Raw genomic sequence first — 19,974 nt, forward strand, 5'->3', positions numbered from 1 at the left:
GCCGGAAGTACTGCCTGTATGTAGGCGGATGGTTGTCGGCATACCCTCGAAAGACGTCGCAAGATAACGATTTCCCGGTTCCGATGTTCATGCGGGCGGAGTGTTTTACAACAGTATTTTTATGCAAGTCCTATACTTTCCCTTCCTTTCTCTCAGATTTCCATCCCGGCGTCTCCTTCGCTGTCGCCTCCTGTCAGCCAGGGGTTGATGCTGACGGTGGCGGTGATTTCGGCATTGCTCACGGTGACGTTGAGGGTGTAGCTTTTGCCGGCTTCGAATGCGCCGTTGCGGGCGGTGGCGTCGAGGCGGTAGGTCTGTCCGCCGATGGTGAGGCGGAGTAGGGGTTGGCCGGCGGTTATGGTTTGCGGGAGAAGCAGGGCGTGGCGGCGGTCGCGGGTGCCGCTGAGGGTGACGTCGGCGCGGGTGGTGCCGGGGGTGAGGGTGATGCCTTTCAGTTCGTAGGCGGTGATAGCTTGGGGCACGGTTACGGTGGCGGTTTGCAGGGCTTCGGAGGTGATGCCTGCGCCGGGTTTCAGGGTGACGTTGAGTTGGGCGGTGAGGTGGGCGAAGGCGAGGGTGACGGGGGCGAAGCGTTCGGTGGGGGCGGTGGCGGCCATCACGTCGGGCATCTGGTTGCCTGCGGGCGTGTCGGCGGGCAGGTGGAGGGCGTGGAAGGTGGTGGAGGCGGCGGGGTAGGCATCCCAGTAGAGGGGAGATGCGGTGCTCCACTGGCCGTCGGTGCCGAGGGTGAAGAGGGTGCCGGTGCCGGTGGGTGAGCCTGCCCAGAGGGTGAATTGACTGCCGGGGGAGAAGGAGGTTTCGCTGCCGTCGCCGCTGCCGTCACCGTTTCCACTGCCGCCGCCGTCTCCGCTATTGCTGTCGGAGGAAGTGGTGGCTGCGGCTATCGTCACCGGGGAGGTGGAGAGGTCGGTTTCGGGGGCGTCTTCCCAGGGGTTGATGGTGGCGGTGATGCTGATGCCTTCGGGACTGAGGGTGATGCGGAAGAGGTTGCTTGTTCCGGCTTTCAGTTCGTGGGTGTCGCTGAGGTGGGCGGTGAAGTGGCTTCCGTCGGTCAGGGTGATGATGAAGCTGACGCCTGCGCCTGCGGCGGCGGAGCGGGGCAACACGATGGCGGTGCCTTGCGTGCCGGAGGCGTTGAGGGGGACGGAGATATCTTGCGGGGAGGTGTTATTGTCACCGGAAGCAGCGGTAGTAGAAGAAGTATTACCGGCAGCAGCAGTAGCGGCATCGGCGGTGGTGTAAGTATCTGTGTGCAGGTTGTAGTCAGCGCGGGTGTCCATGCCCCGGATGGTGAGGGTGGCGCCTACGAGGCTGGCGGTGCTGACGCTTCCTTTTCCGCTGATGGAGAACACGAGCCGTGTCAGGCGGTGGCTGAAGCGGAGGGCCACGTTGGGATGGTCTTTATCGGCGGTGGCGGTGGCGCTCATCAGGTCGATGGCGGGGAGACTTTGCTGGCGGCTGACGTCGAGGGGCAGGATGCCGTCGGGGTTGAGGGTGGCGGCGTAGGGGTAATAGGCCAGCAGGTCTACTTGGGCGCCGGTGGTGGGATAGTAGGCGGTTTGCTGGGTGGTGGCGGGGCTGAAGCCGGTGGTGGCGCCGGTGGTGGTGGCGAGGTAGCGGTAGTTGAGCACGGCGGGGGAGGCGGGCTCGGTGGTGCCTGCAGCGTAGAGGCTGAGGCCGATGGCGTCTCCGGCTGTCCATTCGTCGTTGACGACGCGGGTGGGGGCGATGCCTGCCGAGAGGCTTACCGGTACTGGTTGTTCACTGTCCCCTGTGCCGGGGGCGTTTTCGCTGTTGGTGCAGCTTGCCAGTAGGGCGAGGGCTGCGAGGATGCTTAGGTACTTCATATTGATAAGGGGATAATGGGGTTATGTGATAAGGTGATAATGTTATAAAGTTATAATGCTATAAAGTGATATGGTGATGATGTGACTCATTTGTTTCCCGCCTCCAAGTCCGTTTCCGTTCCCGGGGTCCATCCTGTGATGGTGCCGGAGATTCCGGGGGATTCGAGGCTTTGCTGCAGTTGCAGGTCGCCGGTGAGGGTAAAGACTTCGTCGGCGGTGTCGGGGCTGAAGCGGTTGAAGCCGGAGAGGAAGGAGGTGAGGTCGTAGACTTGGGTCTGCAGTTCGCCCTCGGCGTAGTGCAGGGTGAGGGTGAGTTGCTGCCGCACGGCGGGGGCGATGCCCAGCAGGCGGTGGGTGGCGGAGAGGGTGTTGCCGTTGCGGGTAAAGACGGGGCGGATGCTGCCCACGTCTCCGGTTTCAGCTGTCCTTGTCAACTTGTCCCCTTCCGCCTTCGTCAACTCACAAGCCTCCGCCTTCATCAACTCACAATCTTCTCCCCTTGTCAACTTCTCTCCTCCTCTTATCTCCCTTGTGGCGGCGCAGCCGGTGAGGGTGGCGGTGACGTCGGTCAGTAGTTCGGGGGTGCCTTGGCTGATGTTGAGGGTGAGTTTGAGCAGACGGGTATGGGGCTGCATCTTCAGGGGCGGACGGTTTTCTTGTCCGGCGATGGCGCAGAAGGTGATGGCGGCGGCGCAGAGGGGTGCGGGTTCGGCAAGGGTGCCGTCGGGCAGGGTGGAGAGGCGGAAGCGGGTGCCGTCGAAGGTGAGGCCGGAGGCTTCGTGCCAGGCGATGAGGCTGTAGGAGGCTTCGGGCAGGGTGAGGAGGGCTTCGGGTAGGGCTGCATTGGCGGCGGAGGCAGCGGCAGTAGCAGTGGCGTTGGCGGCGGCTTCGGCAGAGGCGGCTGCGGCACCGGACGCTGCCAGGGTGAAGGTAGTGTCGGTGCTGATGGCGGGTGAGAAGTCGGTGGCGGGGTGCGTGCCGCGGATGCGTATTTGCAGGGCGGAGGCGGTGGGGGACTGCGACTGCCAGTCGGGACGGATGCTGACGGTGGCGGCGTAGAGTTCTTGGTGCTCGAAGAGTTCCTTGCGGTCGCAGGCGGTGAGGCAGGCGAGGGCGAGGAGACAGGCGGTGAGGCTGGTCGTGACGCTGGCCGTGACGCTTGCGAGGCTGTGGAGTGGGTTGGTATTCATATTCTTTCTTCTTTCTTACTTAACTTATGGGTTGGGTTATGGGGGTGCCGCGGCGTGTGTCCCCCTTAGAAGAGGCGGACGAGGCTGACGTGCAGGTCGGTGATGCCGGGGAGGTTTCGGGTGCGGCTTCCGGTGTGCTCGTAGCGGTGGAAGCGGGAGTTCCAGCGGTAGCGGTCGTAGCGGGTGTGGATGAATCCGGCGCCTATTCCGGCGTCCACTTGCCAGCGGCGGGGGAGGTGGAAGCGGTAGCCCAGGGTGATGCCTGCCATGAGGGCTTCGCCACGGGTGCCGGGGCCGAAGAAGGTGTCGTCGTACTCGCCGCCACGCACGGAGAGGCCGATGTGGGTGCGGCGGAATGTGCCGCGGGGGCTGTGGAGCCAGTAGCGCAGTTCGCCGCCTGCGCTCCACGAGCGGAAGGCGTGGGTGCGGTGGCTCGATGTCCAGAGGCCGAAGGAGGCGTCGGCGGCAAGGCTCCAACGGGGGGCGAGGTAGAGTTCGGCGCCGAGGTTGGGGGCGAGGGTGGCCCAGGAGAGGAGGTTGGCGGTGAGGGCGAGGCGGGGCGGACGGGGTGCGGCGGAGGGGGCTTGCGCTACCCGTGCTTCGTGCGTAGCTTGGGACTCGTGCGTTTCGTGCGTTGCTTGGGCTTCTTGCGCCCGCAGAGGGGGGTAGAAGGGCAGTGCCAGCAGTGCGGCGCACAACAGGAGTGCGGCGCGGCGGGCGATGGGGGTGCGGTGGGTGATGTTCATGGGGTTGATATTCATATTAGTTTCTTGTTGTTCTTGTTGTTCGTTATCGGGCTCACGGGGCTACCCAATGGCCTGCATAGTTTGCCCCGTCGAGGTCGTCACCGGTGCCGTTGTAGTCGTACTGAATGGCCTTCCAACTGATGTTGCCCCAGGTGGAGTAGGTGGATAGGTTTGCTTTGAAGGTAGCTTCGGGGACGTCACGCAGGTAGAGGGTGTTGAGCTTGGTGCTAGTGAATGCTTTGCTGCCCAAAGTGGGTAATGCAAGCTCAAACTGGTCGTTGATGCCGCTGAGGGATATTTCTTCAAGGTTGCTGCAATAGCCGAATGCTTCCATTCCTATGCTCGCTAGCTTGTCCGGCAGGCTGATGCTTATCAGGGAGGTGCAACCACAGAATGCACCATCTTCTATGCTTGTTACCCCTTTCGGTAGGTTGATGCTTGTTAGATCCTCACAATTGGCGAATGTAGCCATTCCTATGCTCGTCAGCTTTTCCGGTAGGATGATGCTTATCAGGGCGCATTGGGCGAATGCATTGTCTCCTATGCTCGTCACCCCATCCGGCAGGCTGATGTTTGTCAGGGAGATGCAACCGTAGAATGCACTTTCTCCTATGCTCGTCACCCCCTTCGGCAGGTTGATGCTTGTCAGGGAGGAACAATCGCTAAATGCACTTTCTCCTATGCTCGTCACCCCATCCGCCAGAATGACTACATCCGTGATGCTATTACTCTTGATGAAGGTTTTTAGCGCACTCATATCCGCATCATTTATCGTCCCTCCAATCACAATCTTCTTCTTATTCGGATCTGCCCCACTGAGTGCCGTTGACAGTCCTCCCGCCGTGCTGTTCGTCACGGCCGATGTATTATCTTGTCCGTTTATCATCACCTTGCTTCCCGCTATCAGTTTCTCCTTTTCTACGGTGGATATGCTGGCTCCGGCATCGGTGGTAAAGCTGATATTCGTTTTTCCCGTATCGCTGTAGGGGTACGGCAGCGTATAGGCACGATGTATCGACCCACCATCGGAGGGTAGCATCTGCATGGTGCGGAGGATGGGATAACTTTCGAGGTCTCCTATGCTGGTGTTGTTTGTGGCGGAAGGTGCATTGCGTAGCATCACCTTTGTGGATTCGCTGATGATGTCTATGCTTACCAGAGGGCGGCACAGCGTCAGGCTGATTTGGGTATCAGTTTTGGGTTTGTAGTAATAACAATCGCTGCGGATGCCTGTAGAACGCACACGCCCCCACGCTGTGTATAGTTCGTTAGTCCAGGTGACGGGCAGGCTGAAGGCAGGGTCGAACACCATATTGTTGACAACGTAGTTGCCATCGGCATCTGTTCCTGATTCGCTAATTAAGGCTTTCGCCCCCGCCCCGAAATCCACCTCCGTATCATCCACTGCGGGCGAAACGGCGGCGAAGAAGTGACGCAGTGTGCCGCTTTGCCAGCAGAGGGGGGCATCGGGGTTGGTGGGTTTCCAGGAAGCAGAAGTGCCGTCATAGATGTAGTTGGCGTGGGCGGCAGGGGAATATGCTTTGCCGAACACAGCGTCCGTCGGCACGAAGCAACACACCGTCATCGTGCTTCCTTCTACGGGGAAGTCGGGATCTGTGGAGATGGCACGAGTTTCCGCCCCGTCATTGGGTGCCAGACTGACGACGCTGCCTATCTGTATCGGTTTCCCGGTGAGGTCTTCTTCTTCATCATCGGTGGACACGCCGGTGGAGGGCACGTCGGCCAGGGGGGCGACGGCATCGGTGCAGGAGGCGGTGGCGAGGGCGGCCATCACGAGGATGGCGGCAGACAAGGCGGACAAGCGGATGGTTCGTTTCATAAGGCTGTTTTTATAATTGACAATTGACAATTGCCGTGCGGACGGCTGTTTAAACTATGTGTATTTATCTCGGTGCTTTTTCTTTTCAGACACGGATTTCACTGTTGTGGTTTACTAAAATCCGTGTAATCCGTGTCTAAAAAATCATCATTATATCAGCTAATCCGATTGAACAAGGCGCTAACGGGGGCAGGCATCTACTGCCCAATGGTTAGGGGTGTCACCTGCCCAATGGTTAGGGGTGTCACCCGCCCAATGGTTAGGGGTGTCACCCGCCTAATGGTTAGGGGTGTCACCCGCCTAATGGTTAAGGGTATCACCCGCCTCTCCTTCTGCGCAAAGGGAGAGGCAGCGTTGTAATCATCGGATAATTATCCCAGCGGATCGGGGTCTATTATGCCTCCTCCTCCGCCTTGTCCTCCTCCGCTACCGCTTCCGCCTTCTTCGGCGGCTGTGCCCACAGCGATGGGTTCGTCCAGTTCGTAGGTTCGCAGGTTCTTCACGACACGGCTACTGCCGCTGCCGTACTGTGTGGAGATGCTTACTCGCCATAGTCCGTCGGTGACGGTGGCGGGCAGGACGAAGATGAGGCGTTTGGGTTCGTTGATGGTGACGTCTTCGGCGGGGACGAACACTTTCTTTGAGGGCGTCTCTACGGAGGTGAACGTTACGCCTACGGCGGGGTCGGTGCCTGCCAGTTTCAGGTTCCGTCCGGTGAGGGTGATGTTCTTTCCGGGCAGGGGGACGCGGGTGGTGGCGCCGTCGGCAGTGGTGCGTGTGGCGGCTACGGCTCCGTTCAGCAGGGGGCCTACGACGGCGGGCTGGGTGAAGATTTCCAATTGGCACGCCTCCATGCTTTGGCGCAGGGCGGGGCCCATGCTGAGGGTGGCGTACACTTTCACTTTGGTGCGGTCGGGGGCTTTCGAGAGGTCGGCTTTCAGCACTGTGCCGCTGGCGCAGGGTTGCATCAGTGCGGTGGGGGTGGCTACGATGTAGCCGGACGAGAGGGCATCGCACTTCACGCTTTCGGCGGCGTTGAGCAGGGTGTAGACTTCGTCTTCGTTCTTGCCGCCCAGGCGGAGGGCGGTTTCGCGGGCCACGGCGTGGAGGTCGATGGTGTCGGGCATGGTTTTGGCGCGGAGGTAGAAGTCGTCCGGGCGCTCGGTCAGGGTGGCGTCGTAGGCCACGAGGCTGATGAGTTTGGTAAAGGTGGTGGTTGCCATAAGCTTTTAGTTTTTTTTATGGGTTTGGTGAATAATCGGGTTTATTATTGGGGGTTCTTTAAGTTAGCGTTTAAGGCCAGTGCCCGAGGTAGTTGTCGGGGTTGGCGTAGTCGGCGGGGGTGGTGCCGGAGCCGGGGGAGTAGGCGTAGTGGACGGCGGACCAGGCGGGGGTGGGGGAACCCCATTTGGTGTACTTGTCGGTGGCGGCGGCGAATTCCTCGGCGGATATGGCGGGGAGGAAGAGGACGGGGGAGGGGGATTGCATGTTGAAAGTAGTGGAGTTACCACAGGTGGGCAGGGTGGTGCCGGTGAGGAGGATGACTTTAGTAAGGGCGGTGCAATTTTTGAATGCCGCGTTTTCTATGCTCGTCAGCTTTTCCGGCAGGCTGATGCTTGTCAGGGCGGTGCAACCGTTGAATGTCCAGCTTCCTATGCTCGCCACCCCTTTCGGCAGGCTGATGCTTGTCAGGGCTGCGCAACCGTAGAATGCCGAGTTTCCTATGCTCGTCACCCCTTCCGGCAGGCTGATGCTTGTCAGGACTTTGCAACCGTTGAATGCCGCGTTTCCTATGCTCGTCAGCTTTTCCGGCAGGCTGATGCTTGTCAGGGCGATGCAACCGTTGAATGCCGAGTTTCCTATGCTCGTCACCCCTTCCGGCAGGCTGATGCTTGTTAGGGCTGCGCAACCGTCGAATGTCTGTTCTTCTATCTTCGTCACCTTTTCCGGCAGGCTGATGCTTGTCAGGGCTTTGCAACCGTGGAATGCCGAGCTTCCTATGCTCGTCAGCTTTTCCGGCAGGCTGATGCTTGTCAGGGCCGCGCAACTGCTGAATGCTTCTCTTCCTATGCTCGTCACCCCTTTGGGCAGGCTGATGCTTGTCAGGGCTGCACAAAGGCAGAATGTCCGTTCTCCTATGCTCGTCAGTTCTTTGGGCAGGCTGATGCTTGTCAGGGCTGCGCAACCGTAGAATGCATCTATTCCTATGCTCTTCACCCCTTCCGGCAGGCTGATGCTTGTCAGGGCTGCGCAATAGCCGAATGCCCAGCTTCCTATGCTTGTCACCCCTTCCGGCAGGCTGATGCTTGTCAGGGCTGCACAACCGCTGAATGCCGAGTTTCCTATGCTTGTCACTCCTTCCGGCAGGCTGATGCTTGTCAGGGCTGCGCAACCTCGGAATGCATAGTTTTCTATGCGCGTCATCCCTTTCGGCAGTGTAATGACCTTTAAATTAGCCATGTTCTTAGCAAATTCCTCCGGCAATGCCGTCGTCCCGCTCAGCGTAGCGTTTATATACAGTTCGCTGAACTTGTCCATACTTTTACTTAGCGTTTTGAGGTCTTCCCCGTCTATCTGTCCCGTTATCATCAGCTTGTTATCTGTCCCAGACAGGTTGGTGGGCAATGTCAGGCTTCCTGCGGTGGAAGGAACCACTGTCACTTCACCGTCTGTCGTCGGCGGCTCTCCCGTAGTCACCTCGCTGTCCCATCCGGTGGATGAAACGTTCAAGGCGTTGACGGCGGTCTTATCCACCTGCAACTTCAGGTTGAGGCAGTTTCCGGCGGTGGGGGTCACGTTTCCGGTCGGGGTGTAATAGTAGATACCGCTGCCGATGCTTATCTTTATCATCCGTCCCGAAGAAGGGAATACCTGTCTCGGCAGCAGCAGGGCATAGTGCTTCAGCGAGGTATCGCCGTTCTTCAGCAGGGTGATGTCCTTGGTAGTGGGTGAGGAGGTGGCGGTGGCATCTTCTGCCTGGCACGCTACGGGCTGTAGGCTGGTGGCATCGGTGGTGTAGCAGCCGTATGCGCCCAGTATGCTGACGGTGGCTGTCTTCACGTCGTCTTCCGTCATGCCCTTACCTGCCGTCAGCTCCACGCATAGCTGCGCCATGCTGTGGCTCAGTTCGGCACTGAGGGCGGTGTTTTGGGCGGGGATGTCGGCGGCTTGGTAGTGCAGCAGGTCGCAGCAGCGCCACAGGTTGGCGAAGTTGGTGCACTTCGTGTAGTTCCACATCTTCGCTTTCATGTCGCTGCCGGGAAGTGCGTCGTAAGAATCGGGCAGGTGATACACCTTTCCATCCGCCTCGGGTCCCCACAGGATGCTGACGGTGTTTCCGGTGCTTCTCTGCCAGTAGGCCGCTTTCGTAGAGTATTGTGGCTCCCATCCGCCGGTGCTGTTGCGGCTGTACACTCCCTTGCTTGCCTGTGTGCCGCTTCCGGTGGCCTGCACGTACACGTTCAGCAGGTCTCCGGAGGCAAACTCCCACCCGCTCATGGTGGTGATGGCCGACGATGCCCTCGTCGGCGCCTTGCCGCCACGCTCCATGCTGACGGTGCCCAGCCGCAGGGCGATGCCCGTACCCGTGGGGCGGTCGTCGTCGAGGGTCTGGGGCGTGCAGCTGTGCAGCAACAGCCATAGGCATATCATCACGCCCGCTGTGGCGGTTATGGCCAGTGCCAGGCGCAGGTTGCTTCCGAAGTTATTGTCGGTCATTCTCATAATGGTGGTCGGGGGGGGATGAAGGGGTTAGTGTATTAGGGTTTGGGGGTGGTGCCGGGGAAATCCATACCTGCGTTGCCGCTCTTGTCGGTTTTCGTCCATTGTGCAATGGTGAGGCCGCTCAGTGTGACGCTTCCACGATTCAGCTTCAGCGCGTAGTTGTAGCTGGTGTTGGCTGTGCAGGTGAGGGCTGACTCCAGCTTGTAGGTATAGGTGGTGCTGCCGCTGGTGTCGTCGCTGGTGGTGAAGCGGATGAAGGCGCTACCGTTGGCAAACGCCTGTCCCGGGAAGACGATGGCGTACCAGGTGTTGGTGTCCTTGCTATCATTGTCCTTCGGTCTGTAAGGGGTGATGGCCTGTGTTCCGGCGGTTACTCCGTTTGTGGCGGTCACTTTTCCTGCACTCAGGCTGAAAGTTCCGGTGGTGTACATTCCTTTGTTATTCAGTATTTCGGCTTTTGTGATGGTGGGCATGGCTTCACTGGCTGTATATCCCGCACCCTTTTCCACGGTGAACGTAATCTGGCTCATGCAGTGGCTCAGCTCCAGGCTGATACCCTTGTTGGTGGCTTTGGAGTCTTTCTCGCCATACATGAAGTTGGCTTCATTCAGCTTCGCCAGGGTGGAGTTGTCGATGTTGCTGCCGGTGGTGGGCAGGGTGAAGCTGTGGGTATAAGTATAAGAAGCGTCGTCGGCTTTCTTGGGGAAGTTCGTCTGTGCGGGGTAGTAGGCGTAGAAGCTGTGCATATCACTGGTGTTCTGCCAGTAGAAGGCTTCGTCTGCGGGAAGTCCGGTGTCGTAAGTATAGGTAAGGGTGTTGCGGTAGGTGGCACCTTCAACGTCGATGGCTACCGGGGTGTCTCCCGTCTTGGCTTTGGTCACGGCGGTCAGGCTGATCTCGTCGCCCGACGTGAAGGTGGAAGCGCTTCCTCCGTTAGATACAGAGGCACGTGTGTTAGTGCCGGGCTGTCCGATGCTCAGGTTGAGGTCGATAGGCTTGTTGAGGTCTACCGTTTCCAGGTTGTCGTCGTTGCTGCATGCGGTGATTGCCGCGGTGGCTGTCATCATCGTCAGTGCGATGAATAGGTTTCTTGTTCTCATGTCTTTACTCGTTTTTATTAATAGGGTGAATACTTGTAGTAATGAAATATGCGGCGAAGTTCATAAGAACTGCGCAGATGGGCAAGAAATACACCCTACCTCCTGTCCGGATTTGTCGCCTTGGTGTCCGAATTTGTCGCCACCCCGCTCAGAAGGGCTTCTGGGAGGGGGGAGGGGAGAGGAAAATAATTGGTGAATCACAGAGAATACGGAGGGCATGGAGAGGGCGGATGAATGATTTACTCCCTCTCTTTGTCCAATTCACCGCCCTTGTGCCCTCTGTGTCCTCTGTGGTGAACCCTTCTTGAGATTACAGTTTAGAGAAGTTTATCTCCAAATAACGAGGTGCGAAGTGAGGATTGGGAGGAAATTATACCTGTACGTGAATAAGCTAATACAAAAAACTTTCGTACTTTTGTGGGTGTAACAAAGACAGTGATGAATATGAACAATCAAGTAAGTATAACTATCCCTTATGCGGTGGCGGATTTTGCTGAAATGCGCAACCGCGGGTTCTATTATGTCGATAAGACAGACTATATCCCCCGTCTGGAGCTTTACAAAGCTCCCGTTTTTCTGCGTCCCCGCCGTTTCGGCAAGAGCCTTCTGGTGTCTACCCTGGCACATTATTATGACCGCACCTTGGCGGGAAAGTTTGAGGGACTCTTCGGCGGAACGTATGTAGGTAGCCACCCCACACCGGAGCATAACCAATATATGGTGATTCGCTACGACTTCTCGAAGATGGTGATGGCGGACGACATGGAAGGGCTGGAGAAGAACTTCAACGACCTGAACTGTGGTCCTGTGAAAATCATGGTGACACATAATCGCGACCTCTTCGGTGACTTTCAGTTCACCACTCTCGGCAATGCCTCAAAGATGCTGGAAGAAGCCCTGAACTATGCCCGTGAGCACGACCTGCCAAAGGTGTACGTCCTGATTGACGAATATGACAACTTCACCAACCAACTACTGACTTCTTACAACGATCCGCTCTACGAGAAAGTCACCACCAAAGACAGCTTCCTGCGCACCTTCTTCAAGATAATCAAAGCCGGTATCGGCGAAGGCAGCGTCCGCACCTGTTTCTGTACCGGCGTGCTGCCCGCGACGATGGACGACCTGACCAGCGGTTACAACATTGCCGAAATACTGACACTGGAAAATGACTTCATCAACATGCTGGGCTTCACCTACGCCGAAACGGAAGTGTACCTGCGCTATGTACTCGATAAATACACCGGAAGCCAGGAACGTTACGATGAAATCTGGCAGCTCATTGTGAACAACTACGACGGTTACCGCTTCAGCCCCCGTGGCGAGAAGCTCTTCAACGCAACGATACTGACCTATTTCCTGAAGAAATTCGCAGTCAATAACGGTGAAGTGCCCGAAGAACTGATTGACGAGAACCTGCGCACCGATGTCGGTTGGCTGCGTCGGCTCACCCTTTCGCTTGAGAACTCGAAGGAAATGCTGGACGCCCTTGTCATCAACGACGGGCTATACTACAACGTTGCCGACCTCTCCAGCAAGTTCAACAAGCAGAAGTTCTTCGACAAGAACTTCTATCCCGTCAGCCTTTTCTACTTGGGCATGACCACCCTGCAGAATGCCTACCGCATGACGTTGCCCAACCTGACCATGCGCAGCATCTATATGGATTATTACAACGTGTTGAACCGTATCGACGGCGGCGCTATGCGCTACGCACCCGTCTACGAACGTTTCACGGAAGAACGACGGTTCGAATCGCTCGTGCAGAATTACTTCGAGCAATACCTTGGTCAGTTCCCCGCACAGGTGTTCGATAAGATTAATGAGAACTTCATCCGTTGCTCTTTCTTCGAACTGGTATCACGCTATCTGAGTATGTGTTACACCTTCGCCATCGAGCAGAACAACTCCGAAGGTCGTGCCGACTTTGAGATGACGGGTATACCGGGCACGGACTATTATACGGACGACCGTCTGGTGGAGTTCAAATACTTCAAGGCAAAGGATGCGGAAAAGGTGCTGGCGCTGGATGCCCCTTTGGCTGACCATGTAGATCAGGTGCATCGCTATGCGGACGATACACTGAGGCGTTTTCCGAACTATCATGTACGTACCTATGTGGTCTATATCTGTGCCAATCGAGGATGGAAATGCTGGGAGGTGTGAGGGTTATTTAATCCTCCTCTTCCTGTTCTTCCTCCTCCGTGTCTATCGTCTCGCGATACTGTGCCGGTGTCATTTTATATATCTTCTCGAATGCATCGTAGTAAACGCTGCGGCTCTGAAATCCGGCCATGTCGGCTATGGCCTCTATGGAGTAGAGCCTCTTCTGTTTAAGCAGAGACACGGAGTAACCTACGCGCAGTTTGTTGAGGTAATTATTCCAGCTGGTGCCGGTGTTCTCTCTGATGAAGCGGCTGACATCGTTCTTTTTCAGTCCGCTAAGCTTCTGTAAATCTTCACGTTTCAGCTGACGCAGGAAAGCCTTTGTTTCCAACAGTTCGATTTCCATTTGCATGAAGCGGCGGCGACTTTTCTCACTGACGTCGGCTGAGGGGATATAGCCGATAGGCGATTCCTCGTCTTTCTCTTCCTCGTCCTCCTGCACATCCTCTTCTCCCTCGTCAACCTCTTCTCTTCCCCCCTTGTCAACTTTTACTTCCGCATACATCTTTCTCAACTCCTCCCTCTGTGCCAGCAACTCATCTATCTGCCGGGCGGCTATGCGGTTGCGCTGACGGGTTTGCCGCAGATTCATTTGCCGTTCTCTGAGTATAATAATCAGCAGGACTATGACAAGGCAGGCAATGGCGATACTGACACGCAGGAGGAGGGCGGTGCTGCGTTCTTTCTGCAACTGCATATCCTTTTCGTAGGTCTGGTAGATGACTGCGAATTCGTGTGCCCGGCTCTGTTTTTCGCGGGCATATATGCTGTCGGTCAGCACGGTGATGCGTCGTTGGTAGGCATCGGCAAGTGCGGGTTGCTTCAGCCCACGGTAAATTCGGGCGTAACGGTCCAGAAGTACCAGATAGCCGTAACTGATGCTGTCTCCATCGGTAAATACTCCCTGCCAGGTGTTGTTGCGTTCCAGGGCTTCCTTATATTGCCCGGACTTCAAAAGGTAGGGGGTGATTTCGGCATTGCCCGGAAACGCCTGCGAGAAGTGGGTGGAGCGGTAACGGGCGTATGCATCGGCTGCCTTTTGCGCTTGCCCCGCTTCCTGATAGAAGCAGGCCAGCTTGGAGTAGAGGTAGCCATATTGCTGGTCGATATACCCCGCCGGAGGGCCAGGCATTTCGCTCATGCGGCGGATGACGTCGGCGCGCGCTTCGGATGTGCTGATGGCGTCGTCGTTTTGCTTCCGGTCCTCGTAGAAGGAGGACAAATCACCGTAGAAAGTGGACAGCAGGGCCAGTTCGCGCACGTTGTCGCTGCCCTTCAGCAGGTTGATGGAACGGAGCATATACTCCAGCGCCTGGTCGGGGTTCTTCATGCCCTGGTATATCCGTCCGATGGTGAAGAGAAGTTCGCTCTCGGCACTTCTTTGCTTCAGCTCTTGGGCGAGGGAGATGGCTTCGGTGGAGATACTGATACCTTCTTCGTATCGGTTCAGGCGGTCGAGGGTGGAAGACAATTGTGAGAGCAGACGCAGCCGGCGTGCAGGTACCAGTCGCACGGAGTCGCTCTGCAAGGCACGCCGCAGGCAACGTTCTTTAAGGACGTACATGGCCTGGCTTTCGTACACCATGCTGCGCAGGATGTCGATGTGGAACGCAGGCATGGAGGGGAGGCGGCGTTTTTCGGCCTCGTCGAGCAGGTGGAGGGCACTGTCGGGCGCAGATATGTATATGCTTCGGATGTATTTTTCTGTCAGCAGACTGTCCGGAACGGTGCTTGCTCCGGAAGCCAGGGCAGGCGTAAAAGCCGGTAAAATGCACGCCAATACGAGGATGGAGGTGCGGAAATAGTAGGTGATTTGCATATTATTTTGGCATTTGTCGCGGTAAAGGTAGGCATTTATCGGGTAATATTTGCTTGCATTCCTTTATAATCTACCCGGAATAATGTACATTTGCCCGACAAATTGTTTATTGACCTATATGAAACATTCTATATTATCCCTTATACTGTTTGCATGGGGAGTGCAGGCCTATCCGCAAGCGGGTGGGGATGTGCAATCTCAGGCAACGTTCACTCCTCCTTTCGATTTCCCTATTGTGTTCTCCGGTAATTTCGGTGAAATACGTGCCAATCATTTCCACGGCGGACTCGACTTCAAGACGGGCGGCACCATCGGTAAACCCGTGCGGGCGCTGGCCGACGGATACATTTCGCGTATCCGTGTCACTCATGGTTCGGGCTATGTGCTCGATGTGGCATATAATAACGGGTATAAAACAATCAACCGCCACCTCAGCGCTTTTGTGGGCGACATAGCCCGCCGGGTAGAAGATTTGCAGTACGAAAAGGAGACATGGGAAGTAGAGATTATCCCCGAACCGGGCGAATATATCGTCAAGGCCGGGCAGGTTATCGCTCTGAGCGGTAATACCGGATATTCCTTTGGCCCTCACCTGCATCTTGATGTGTTTGAGGCAGATACGGATGACTACGTGGACCCTCTGCCCTTCTTCAAGAAGAAAGTGAAGGACAACACCGCCCCGCGTGCCGAAGGCATCATGCTGTTTCCGCAACCCGGCAAGGGAATGGTGGACGGAACCCAGAAGCGTCAGGCTTTTCCTCTTAGCCCTAAACAGCCGATCACTGCCTGGGGACTGATAGGAGCGGGCATCCGTGCATACGACTATATGGATGGTGTGCACAACCGTTACGGTGTGCACACGGTTATCCTGGAAGTGGACAGCGTGGAAGTGTTCCGCAGTGTGGTGGATCGCTTCTCGGAGAACGAGAACCGCATGATTAACTCGTGGACATACGGGCAATATATGAAATCGTTCATCGAACCGGGAAATACATTGCGGATGTTGCATGCTTCAAATGATAACCGGGGACTGATTGATATCAACGAAGAGCGTCCGTACCGCTTTGTCTACACCTTGAAGGATGCCCTGGGAAACACTTCGAAAGTACGCTTCACCGTGCATGGAAAGCGGGCGGAGATAGCTCCTGTGGAACATCGGGAGAAGTACATCTTCCGCTGGGATAAGGTGAACTATCTGCAGGAACCCGGTCTGTCGCTGGTGATTCCTCGCGGGATGCTGTATGACGACGCGTACCTGAATTATGTCGTGCGTGCAGATAGCGGGGACGTTGCCTTTACTTATCAGTTGAATGACACACGCATCCCTTTACATGGCCGTTGCGAGTTGAGCATCGGCTTGCGTCGCCGCCCTCTGGAAGATAGGTCGAAATACTATGTGGCAGGCGTGAACTCCCGGGGCGGGAAGTATAGCATAGGTGGCAAGTACGAGGACGGTTTCATGAAGACGACCATCCGGGAGTTGGGTACGTATACCGTTGCTATCGATACCGTGCCTCCTGAAATCACTCCGCTGAACCCGCAACAGTGGGGACGCACGGGACGCATTACGTTCAAGGCGAAGGATAAAGAAACCGGCATAAGCAGTTATCGCGGCACCATCGACGGGAAGTATGCCTTGTTTGGCAAACCTAATTCCATCAGTGGGAACCTGGTCTATGAGATTGACCCTAAACGGGTGGAACGGGGTAAGCATGTGGTGGAAATCACCGTGACGGATGGTTGCGGCAACCGGGCAACAGAACAGTTTACGTTCGTCTGGTAAACAAGTCTGTATATATGTGACACATGAATTAATAATTTAAATAGCTAAAGTATGAAAAGCAAAAGACTGACTCTTTCCGTCTTATTTGTGGCTGTTGCAGTAGTGAATGCACTGGCTTGTACCAACCTTATTGTTGGTAAGAATGCCTCCACGGACGGTTCTACAATCGTTTCTTATTCTGCCGACTCTTACGGGTTGTTCGGCGAGTTATATCATTATCCTGCGGGCATACATAAGAAAGGTACCCTGATGGATGTGCATGAGTGGGACACCGGCAAGTATCTGGGACAGATTGAGCAGGCACGCCAGACGTACAACGTCATCGGCAATATCAACGAATTCCAGCTTACCATTGCTGAAACCACTTTCGGAGGTCGTCCGGAACTGGTAGATACCACCGGTATCATCGACTACGGAAGCTTGATTTATCTCGGTCTGCAACGTGCCCGTACCGCCCGTGAAGCTATCAAGGTAATGACTGACCTTGTACAGGAATATGGCTATTACAGCAGTGGCGAGTCTTTCACTATCGCTGATCCGAACGAGATCTGGATTATGGAGATGATTGGCAAAGGCCCCGGTGTGCGTGGTGCCGTGTGGGTGGCTGTGCGCATCCCTGATGATTGCATCTCGGCACATGCCAACCAGTCGCGCATTCACCAGTTCGATATGAATGATAAGAACAACTGTATGTATTCTTCCGATGTCATCTCTTTTGCCCGCGAAAAAGGTTACTTCAACGGTGTGAACAAAGATTTCAGCTTTGCTGATGCATACGCTCCTCTGGATTTCGGTGCACGCCGTTACTGCGAAGCCCGCGTATGGAGTTACTTCAATATGTTTACCGATCGTGGTGAGGAATTCCTTCCTTATATAGAAGGTAAAACCAATCAGCCCATGCCTCTCTACCTGAAAGCCAACCGCAAAATCTCCGTACAGGATGTGAAGAATGCCATGCGCGACCATTACGAAGGTACTCCGCTGGATATCAGCAAAGATTTTGGTGCCGGTCCTTATCACACCCCTTACCGTCTTTCTCCGCTGTCCTTCAAGGTGAACGACCAGGAATATTTCAACGAACGTCCCATCTCTACCCAGCAGTCAGGTTTCGTTTTCGTATCTCAGATGCGCTCTACCATGCCCGATGCTATCGGTGGCGTGCTGTGGTTCGGTACGGATGATGCCAACATGACTGTTTTCACCCCTGTATATTGCTGTACTGATAAAGTGCCTGTATGCTACTCTCGTGTAGATGGTGCCGACTATATCACCTTCTCCTGGAATTCTTCTTTCTGGATTTTCAACTGGGTGGCGAACATGGTTTATCCCCGCTACGACCTGATGATTGGCGATGTACGTGCAAGCCAGTCGGAGATGGAAACTACTTTCAATGATGCACAGGAAGGAATCGAATCGGCTGCATCCAAACTCTATTCCAAAGATCCTGCCCAGGCAAAAGCATTCCTGACTAACTATACGAATATGACCGCGCAGAGTACGCTCGATACCTGGAAACGTCTCGGCGAATTCCTTATCGTAAAATACAATGACGGTGTGGTGAAACGTATGAAAGACGGTAAGTTTGAACGTAATGCTATCGGTCAACCGGCAGGTGTGATACGTCCTGGATATCCGAAAGAGTTTCTGGAAGAATACGTGAAACAAACCGGTGATCGCTATAAGATGCCGAAGTAACACCCTGTTGCAGGCTTTGTAGATTTCGCAGGAACAATAAGAAGCCTGTGAAATCTGTACAAAGCAGTGTAAATCTTTAATGGAAAAGTAGGATATTTGAACTTATTCGCCTACATTTGTGTCTTACAACTAATAGATATATTTTAACCTCTAAAATAACAATAATTGTATGGAAAATCAGGAACTTATCAAGCAGGTAACTGAGAAAGCCCAGATGTGGCTCACCCCGGCATACGATGCCGAAACTCAGGCTGAAGTAAAACGCATGTTGGAAAACGAAGATAAAACTGAGTTGATAGATTGTTTCTATAAGGATTTGGAATTCGGTACGGGTGGCCTGCGCGGCATCATGGGTGCTGGAACCAATCGCATGAATATCTATACCGTAGGCGCTGCAACACAGGGGCTTTCCAACTATCTGAATAAGTGTTTCAAGGACAAAGAGCAGATTTCCGTAGTGGTAGGTTATGACTGCCGTAACAATAGCGACAAATTCGCTAAAATCTCTGCCGACATCTTCTCTGCAAACGGCATCAAAGTATATCTTTTCGATGATTTGCGTCCTACACCGGAAGTTTCATTCGCTATCCGTCACTTCGGATGCCAGAGCGGTATCAATATCACTGCCAGCCACAATCCGAGAGAATATAACGGTTACAAGGCTTATTGGGATGATGGTGCTCAAGTACTTGCTCCGCACGATACCGCTATCATCGATGAAGTAAACAAGGTGACTGTTGCCGACATCAAATTTGAAGGTAACAAAGACCTGATTCAGATCATTGGTGCTGATGTAGATAAGGTTTATCTGGATATGGTTCATTCTATTTCTATAGATCCGGAAGTTATCAAGCGTCAGAAAGATCTCAGCATAGTTTATACTCCTCTGCATGGTGCAGGTCGTGTGCTTATTCCTTCTTCTCTGAAAGAATGGGGATTTGAGAATGTAAATTGCGTACCCGAACAGATGGTGAAGGACGGTAATTTCCCGACTGTGGTATCTCCGAACCCTGAAAATGCTGAGGCGCTTTCTATGGCTATCGCATTGGCGAAGAAACTTGATGCCGACATCGTAATGGCGAGCGATCCGGATGCTGACCGTGTGGGTATGGCTTGCAAAGATGATAAGGGCGAGTGGGTGCTTATCAATGGTAACCAGACTTGTCTGATCTTCTTGTATTACATCATCAAGAACCGTATTGCAATGGGCAAGATGCAGCCCAACGACTTCATCGTGAAGACCATTGTAACGACTGAACTGATTAAGGCTGTCGCTGATAAGAATAAGATTGAAATGCGTGATTGCTACACCGGTTTCAAATGGATTGCACGTGAAATTCGTTTGAGCGAAGGCAAGCAGCAATATATTGGTGGTGGTGAAGAAAGTTACGGCTTCCTGGCAGAAGATTTTGTTCGGGATAAAGATGCCGTTTCTGCCTGTTCATTGTTGGCTGAGATCTGTGCCTGGGCTAAGGATCAGGGCAAGACGCTGTATGATGTGCTGATGGATATCTATGTAGAGTATGGTTTCTCTAAAGAAACGACTGTAAACGTAGTGAAACCCGGTAAGAGCGGTGCGGATGAAATCAAAGCCATGATGGATAACTTCCGTGCTAACCCGCCGAAAGAAATCGGAGGTTCACCTGTCAAATTGATCAAGGATTATAAGACATTGAAGATGATCGATGCTCAAGGAAATGCTGTTGATCTGGATATGCCGGAGACTTCAAATGTTCTTCAGTATTTCACGGAAGATGGTACAAAGATTTCTGTTCGTCCGTCGGGTACAGAACCGAAAATCAAGTTCTATATCGAGGTGAAGGGCGAAATGGGTTGCCCGAAATGCTACGCCAGTGCGGATGCAGAAGCAGAAGAAAAGGTGGTGGCTGTTCGTAAGTCACTCGGTATCTAAAGATAAACTGCTGTAAGGCAGAAGGAAAGGTGTAATCCTGCGAAGGGTTGCACCTTTTTTGTTTTTTGCCGGGCAGTGTGTGCTTTCTTTCCGGATTAAGGTTCTTTTACTTTCTTTAAGTCATTCCTCTAA

12 protein-coding genes are annotated in these 19,974 nt (G+C 54.6%); 4 read left to right on the forward strand and 8 right to left on the reverse strand.

The features are described from left to right. Positions 1–152 precede the first annotated feature (152 nt). From BUC01_RS03835 to BUC01_RS03865, 7 genes are all read right to left on the reverse strand, one after another. Positions 153–1,868, reverse strand: coding sequence for a fimbrillin family protein (locus BUC01_RS03835; RefSeq protein WP_073312755.1), 1,716 nt, complete (start codon positions 1,866–1,868; stop codon positions 153–155). A gap of 86 nt (positions 1,869–1,954) precedes the next feature. After that, positions 1,955–3,058: a hypothetical protein gene (locus BUC01_RS03840; RefSeq protein ID WP_073312757.1), complete on the reverse strand. Its 1,104-nt coding sequence runs from the start codon at positions 3,056–3,058 to the stop codon at positions 1,955–1,957. Between the two features lie 65 nt (positions 3,059–3,123). Beyond that, the gene (locus BUC01_RS03845) at positions 3,124–3,819 is read right to left on the reverse strand and encodes a DUF3575 domain-containing protein (protein ID WP_073312759.1); all 696 of its coding nucleotides are present in this window, start codon (positions 3,817–3,819) and stop codon (positions 3,124–3,126) included. 37 nt (positions 3,820–3,856) lie between these two features. Next, positions 3,857–5,644 carry a leucine-rich repeat domain-containing protein gene (locus tag BUC01_RS03850; protein ID WP_073312761.1) on the reverse strand — a complete coding sequence of 596 codons (1,788 nt, stop codon included), beginning with the start codon at positions 5,642–5,644 and terminating at the stop codon, positions 3,857–3,859. A gap of 371 nt (positions 5,645–6,015) precedes the next feature. Next, positions 6,016–6,744 carry a DUF4469 domain-containing protein gene (locus BUC01_RS03855; RefSeq protein ID WP_159106549.1) on the reverse strand — a complete coding sequence of 243 codons (729 nt, stop codon included), beginning with the start codon at positions 6,742–6,744 and terminating at the stop codon, positions 6,016–6,018. 193 nt (positions 6,745–6,937) lie between these two features. Next, entirely contained in the window at positions 6,938–9,361 is a 2,424-nt protein-coding gene (locus tag BUC01_RS03860; RefSeq protein ID WP_217653888.1) for a leucine-rich repeat protein, read from the reverse strand. 41 nt (positions 9,362–9,402) lie between these two features. Continuing rightward, positions 9,403–10,467 carry a fimbrillin family protein gene (locus BUC01_RS03865; protein WP_083595431.1) on the reverse strand — a complete coding sequence of 355 codons (1,065 nt, stop codon included), beginning with the start codon at positions 10,465–10,467 and terminating at the stop codon, positions 9,403–9,405. A gap of 444 nt (positions 10,468–10,911) precedes the next feature. Between BUC01_RS03865 and BUC01_RS03875 the strand changes: the two genes are divergently transcribed. Further along, positions 10,912–12,633: an ATP-binding protein gene (locus BUC01_RS03875; RefSeq protein WP_073312815.1), complete on the forward strand. Its 1,722-nt coding sequence runs from the start codon at positions 10,912–10,914 to the stop codon at positions 12,631–12,633. 7 nt (positions 12,634–12,640) lie between these two features. On the opposite strand, the gene BUC01_RS03880 is transcribed toward BUC01_RS03875, so the two are convergent. After that, on the reverse strand, positions 12,641–14,452 hold the full coding sequence (locus BUC01_RS03880; RefSeq protein ID WP_073312772.1) for an AraC family transcriptional regulator: 1,812 nt from the start codon (positions 14,450–14,452) through the stop codon (positions 12,641–12,643). Positions 14,453–14,570: 118 nt separating this feature from the next. Between BUC01_RS03880 and BUC01_RS03885 the strand changes: the two genes are divergently transcribed. The 3 genes from BUC01_RS03885 (at position 14,571) to BUC01_RS03895 (ending at position 19,842) form a co-directional block, all read left to right on the forward strand. Further along, a complete protein-coding gene (locus BUC01_RS03885; protein WP_073312817.1) occupies positions 14,571–16,235 on the forward strand; it encodes a M23 family metallopeptidase in 1,665 nt (554 codons plus the stop codon). Between the two features lie 51 nt (positions 16,236–16,286). Beyond that, on the forward strand, positions 16,287–17,930 hold the full coding sequence (locus BUC01_RS03890) for a C69 family dipeptidase (protein WP_025835144.1): 1,644 nt from the start codon (positions 16,287–16,289) through the stop codon (positions 17,928–17,930). A 169-nt stretch (positions 17,931–18,099) separates the two neighbouring features. Beyond that, positions 18,100–19,842, forward strand: coding sequence for a phospho-sugar mutase (locus BUC01_RS03895; protein WP_025835146.1), 1,743 nt, complete (start codon positions 18,100–18,102; stop codon positions 19,840–19,842). The last annotated feature ends 132 nt before the right edge of the window (positions 19,843–19,974 follow it).

Source organism: Bacteroides stercorirosoris (genome assembly GCF_900142015.1).
In the GTDB taxonomy this organism is placed as follows: domain Bacteria; phylum Bacteroidota; class Bacteroidia; order Bacteroidales; family Bacteroidaceae; genus Bacteroides; species Bacteroides stercorirosoris.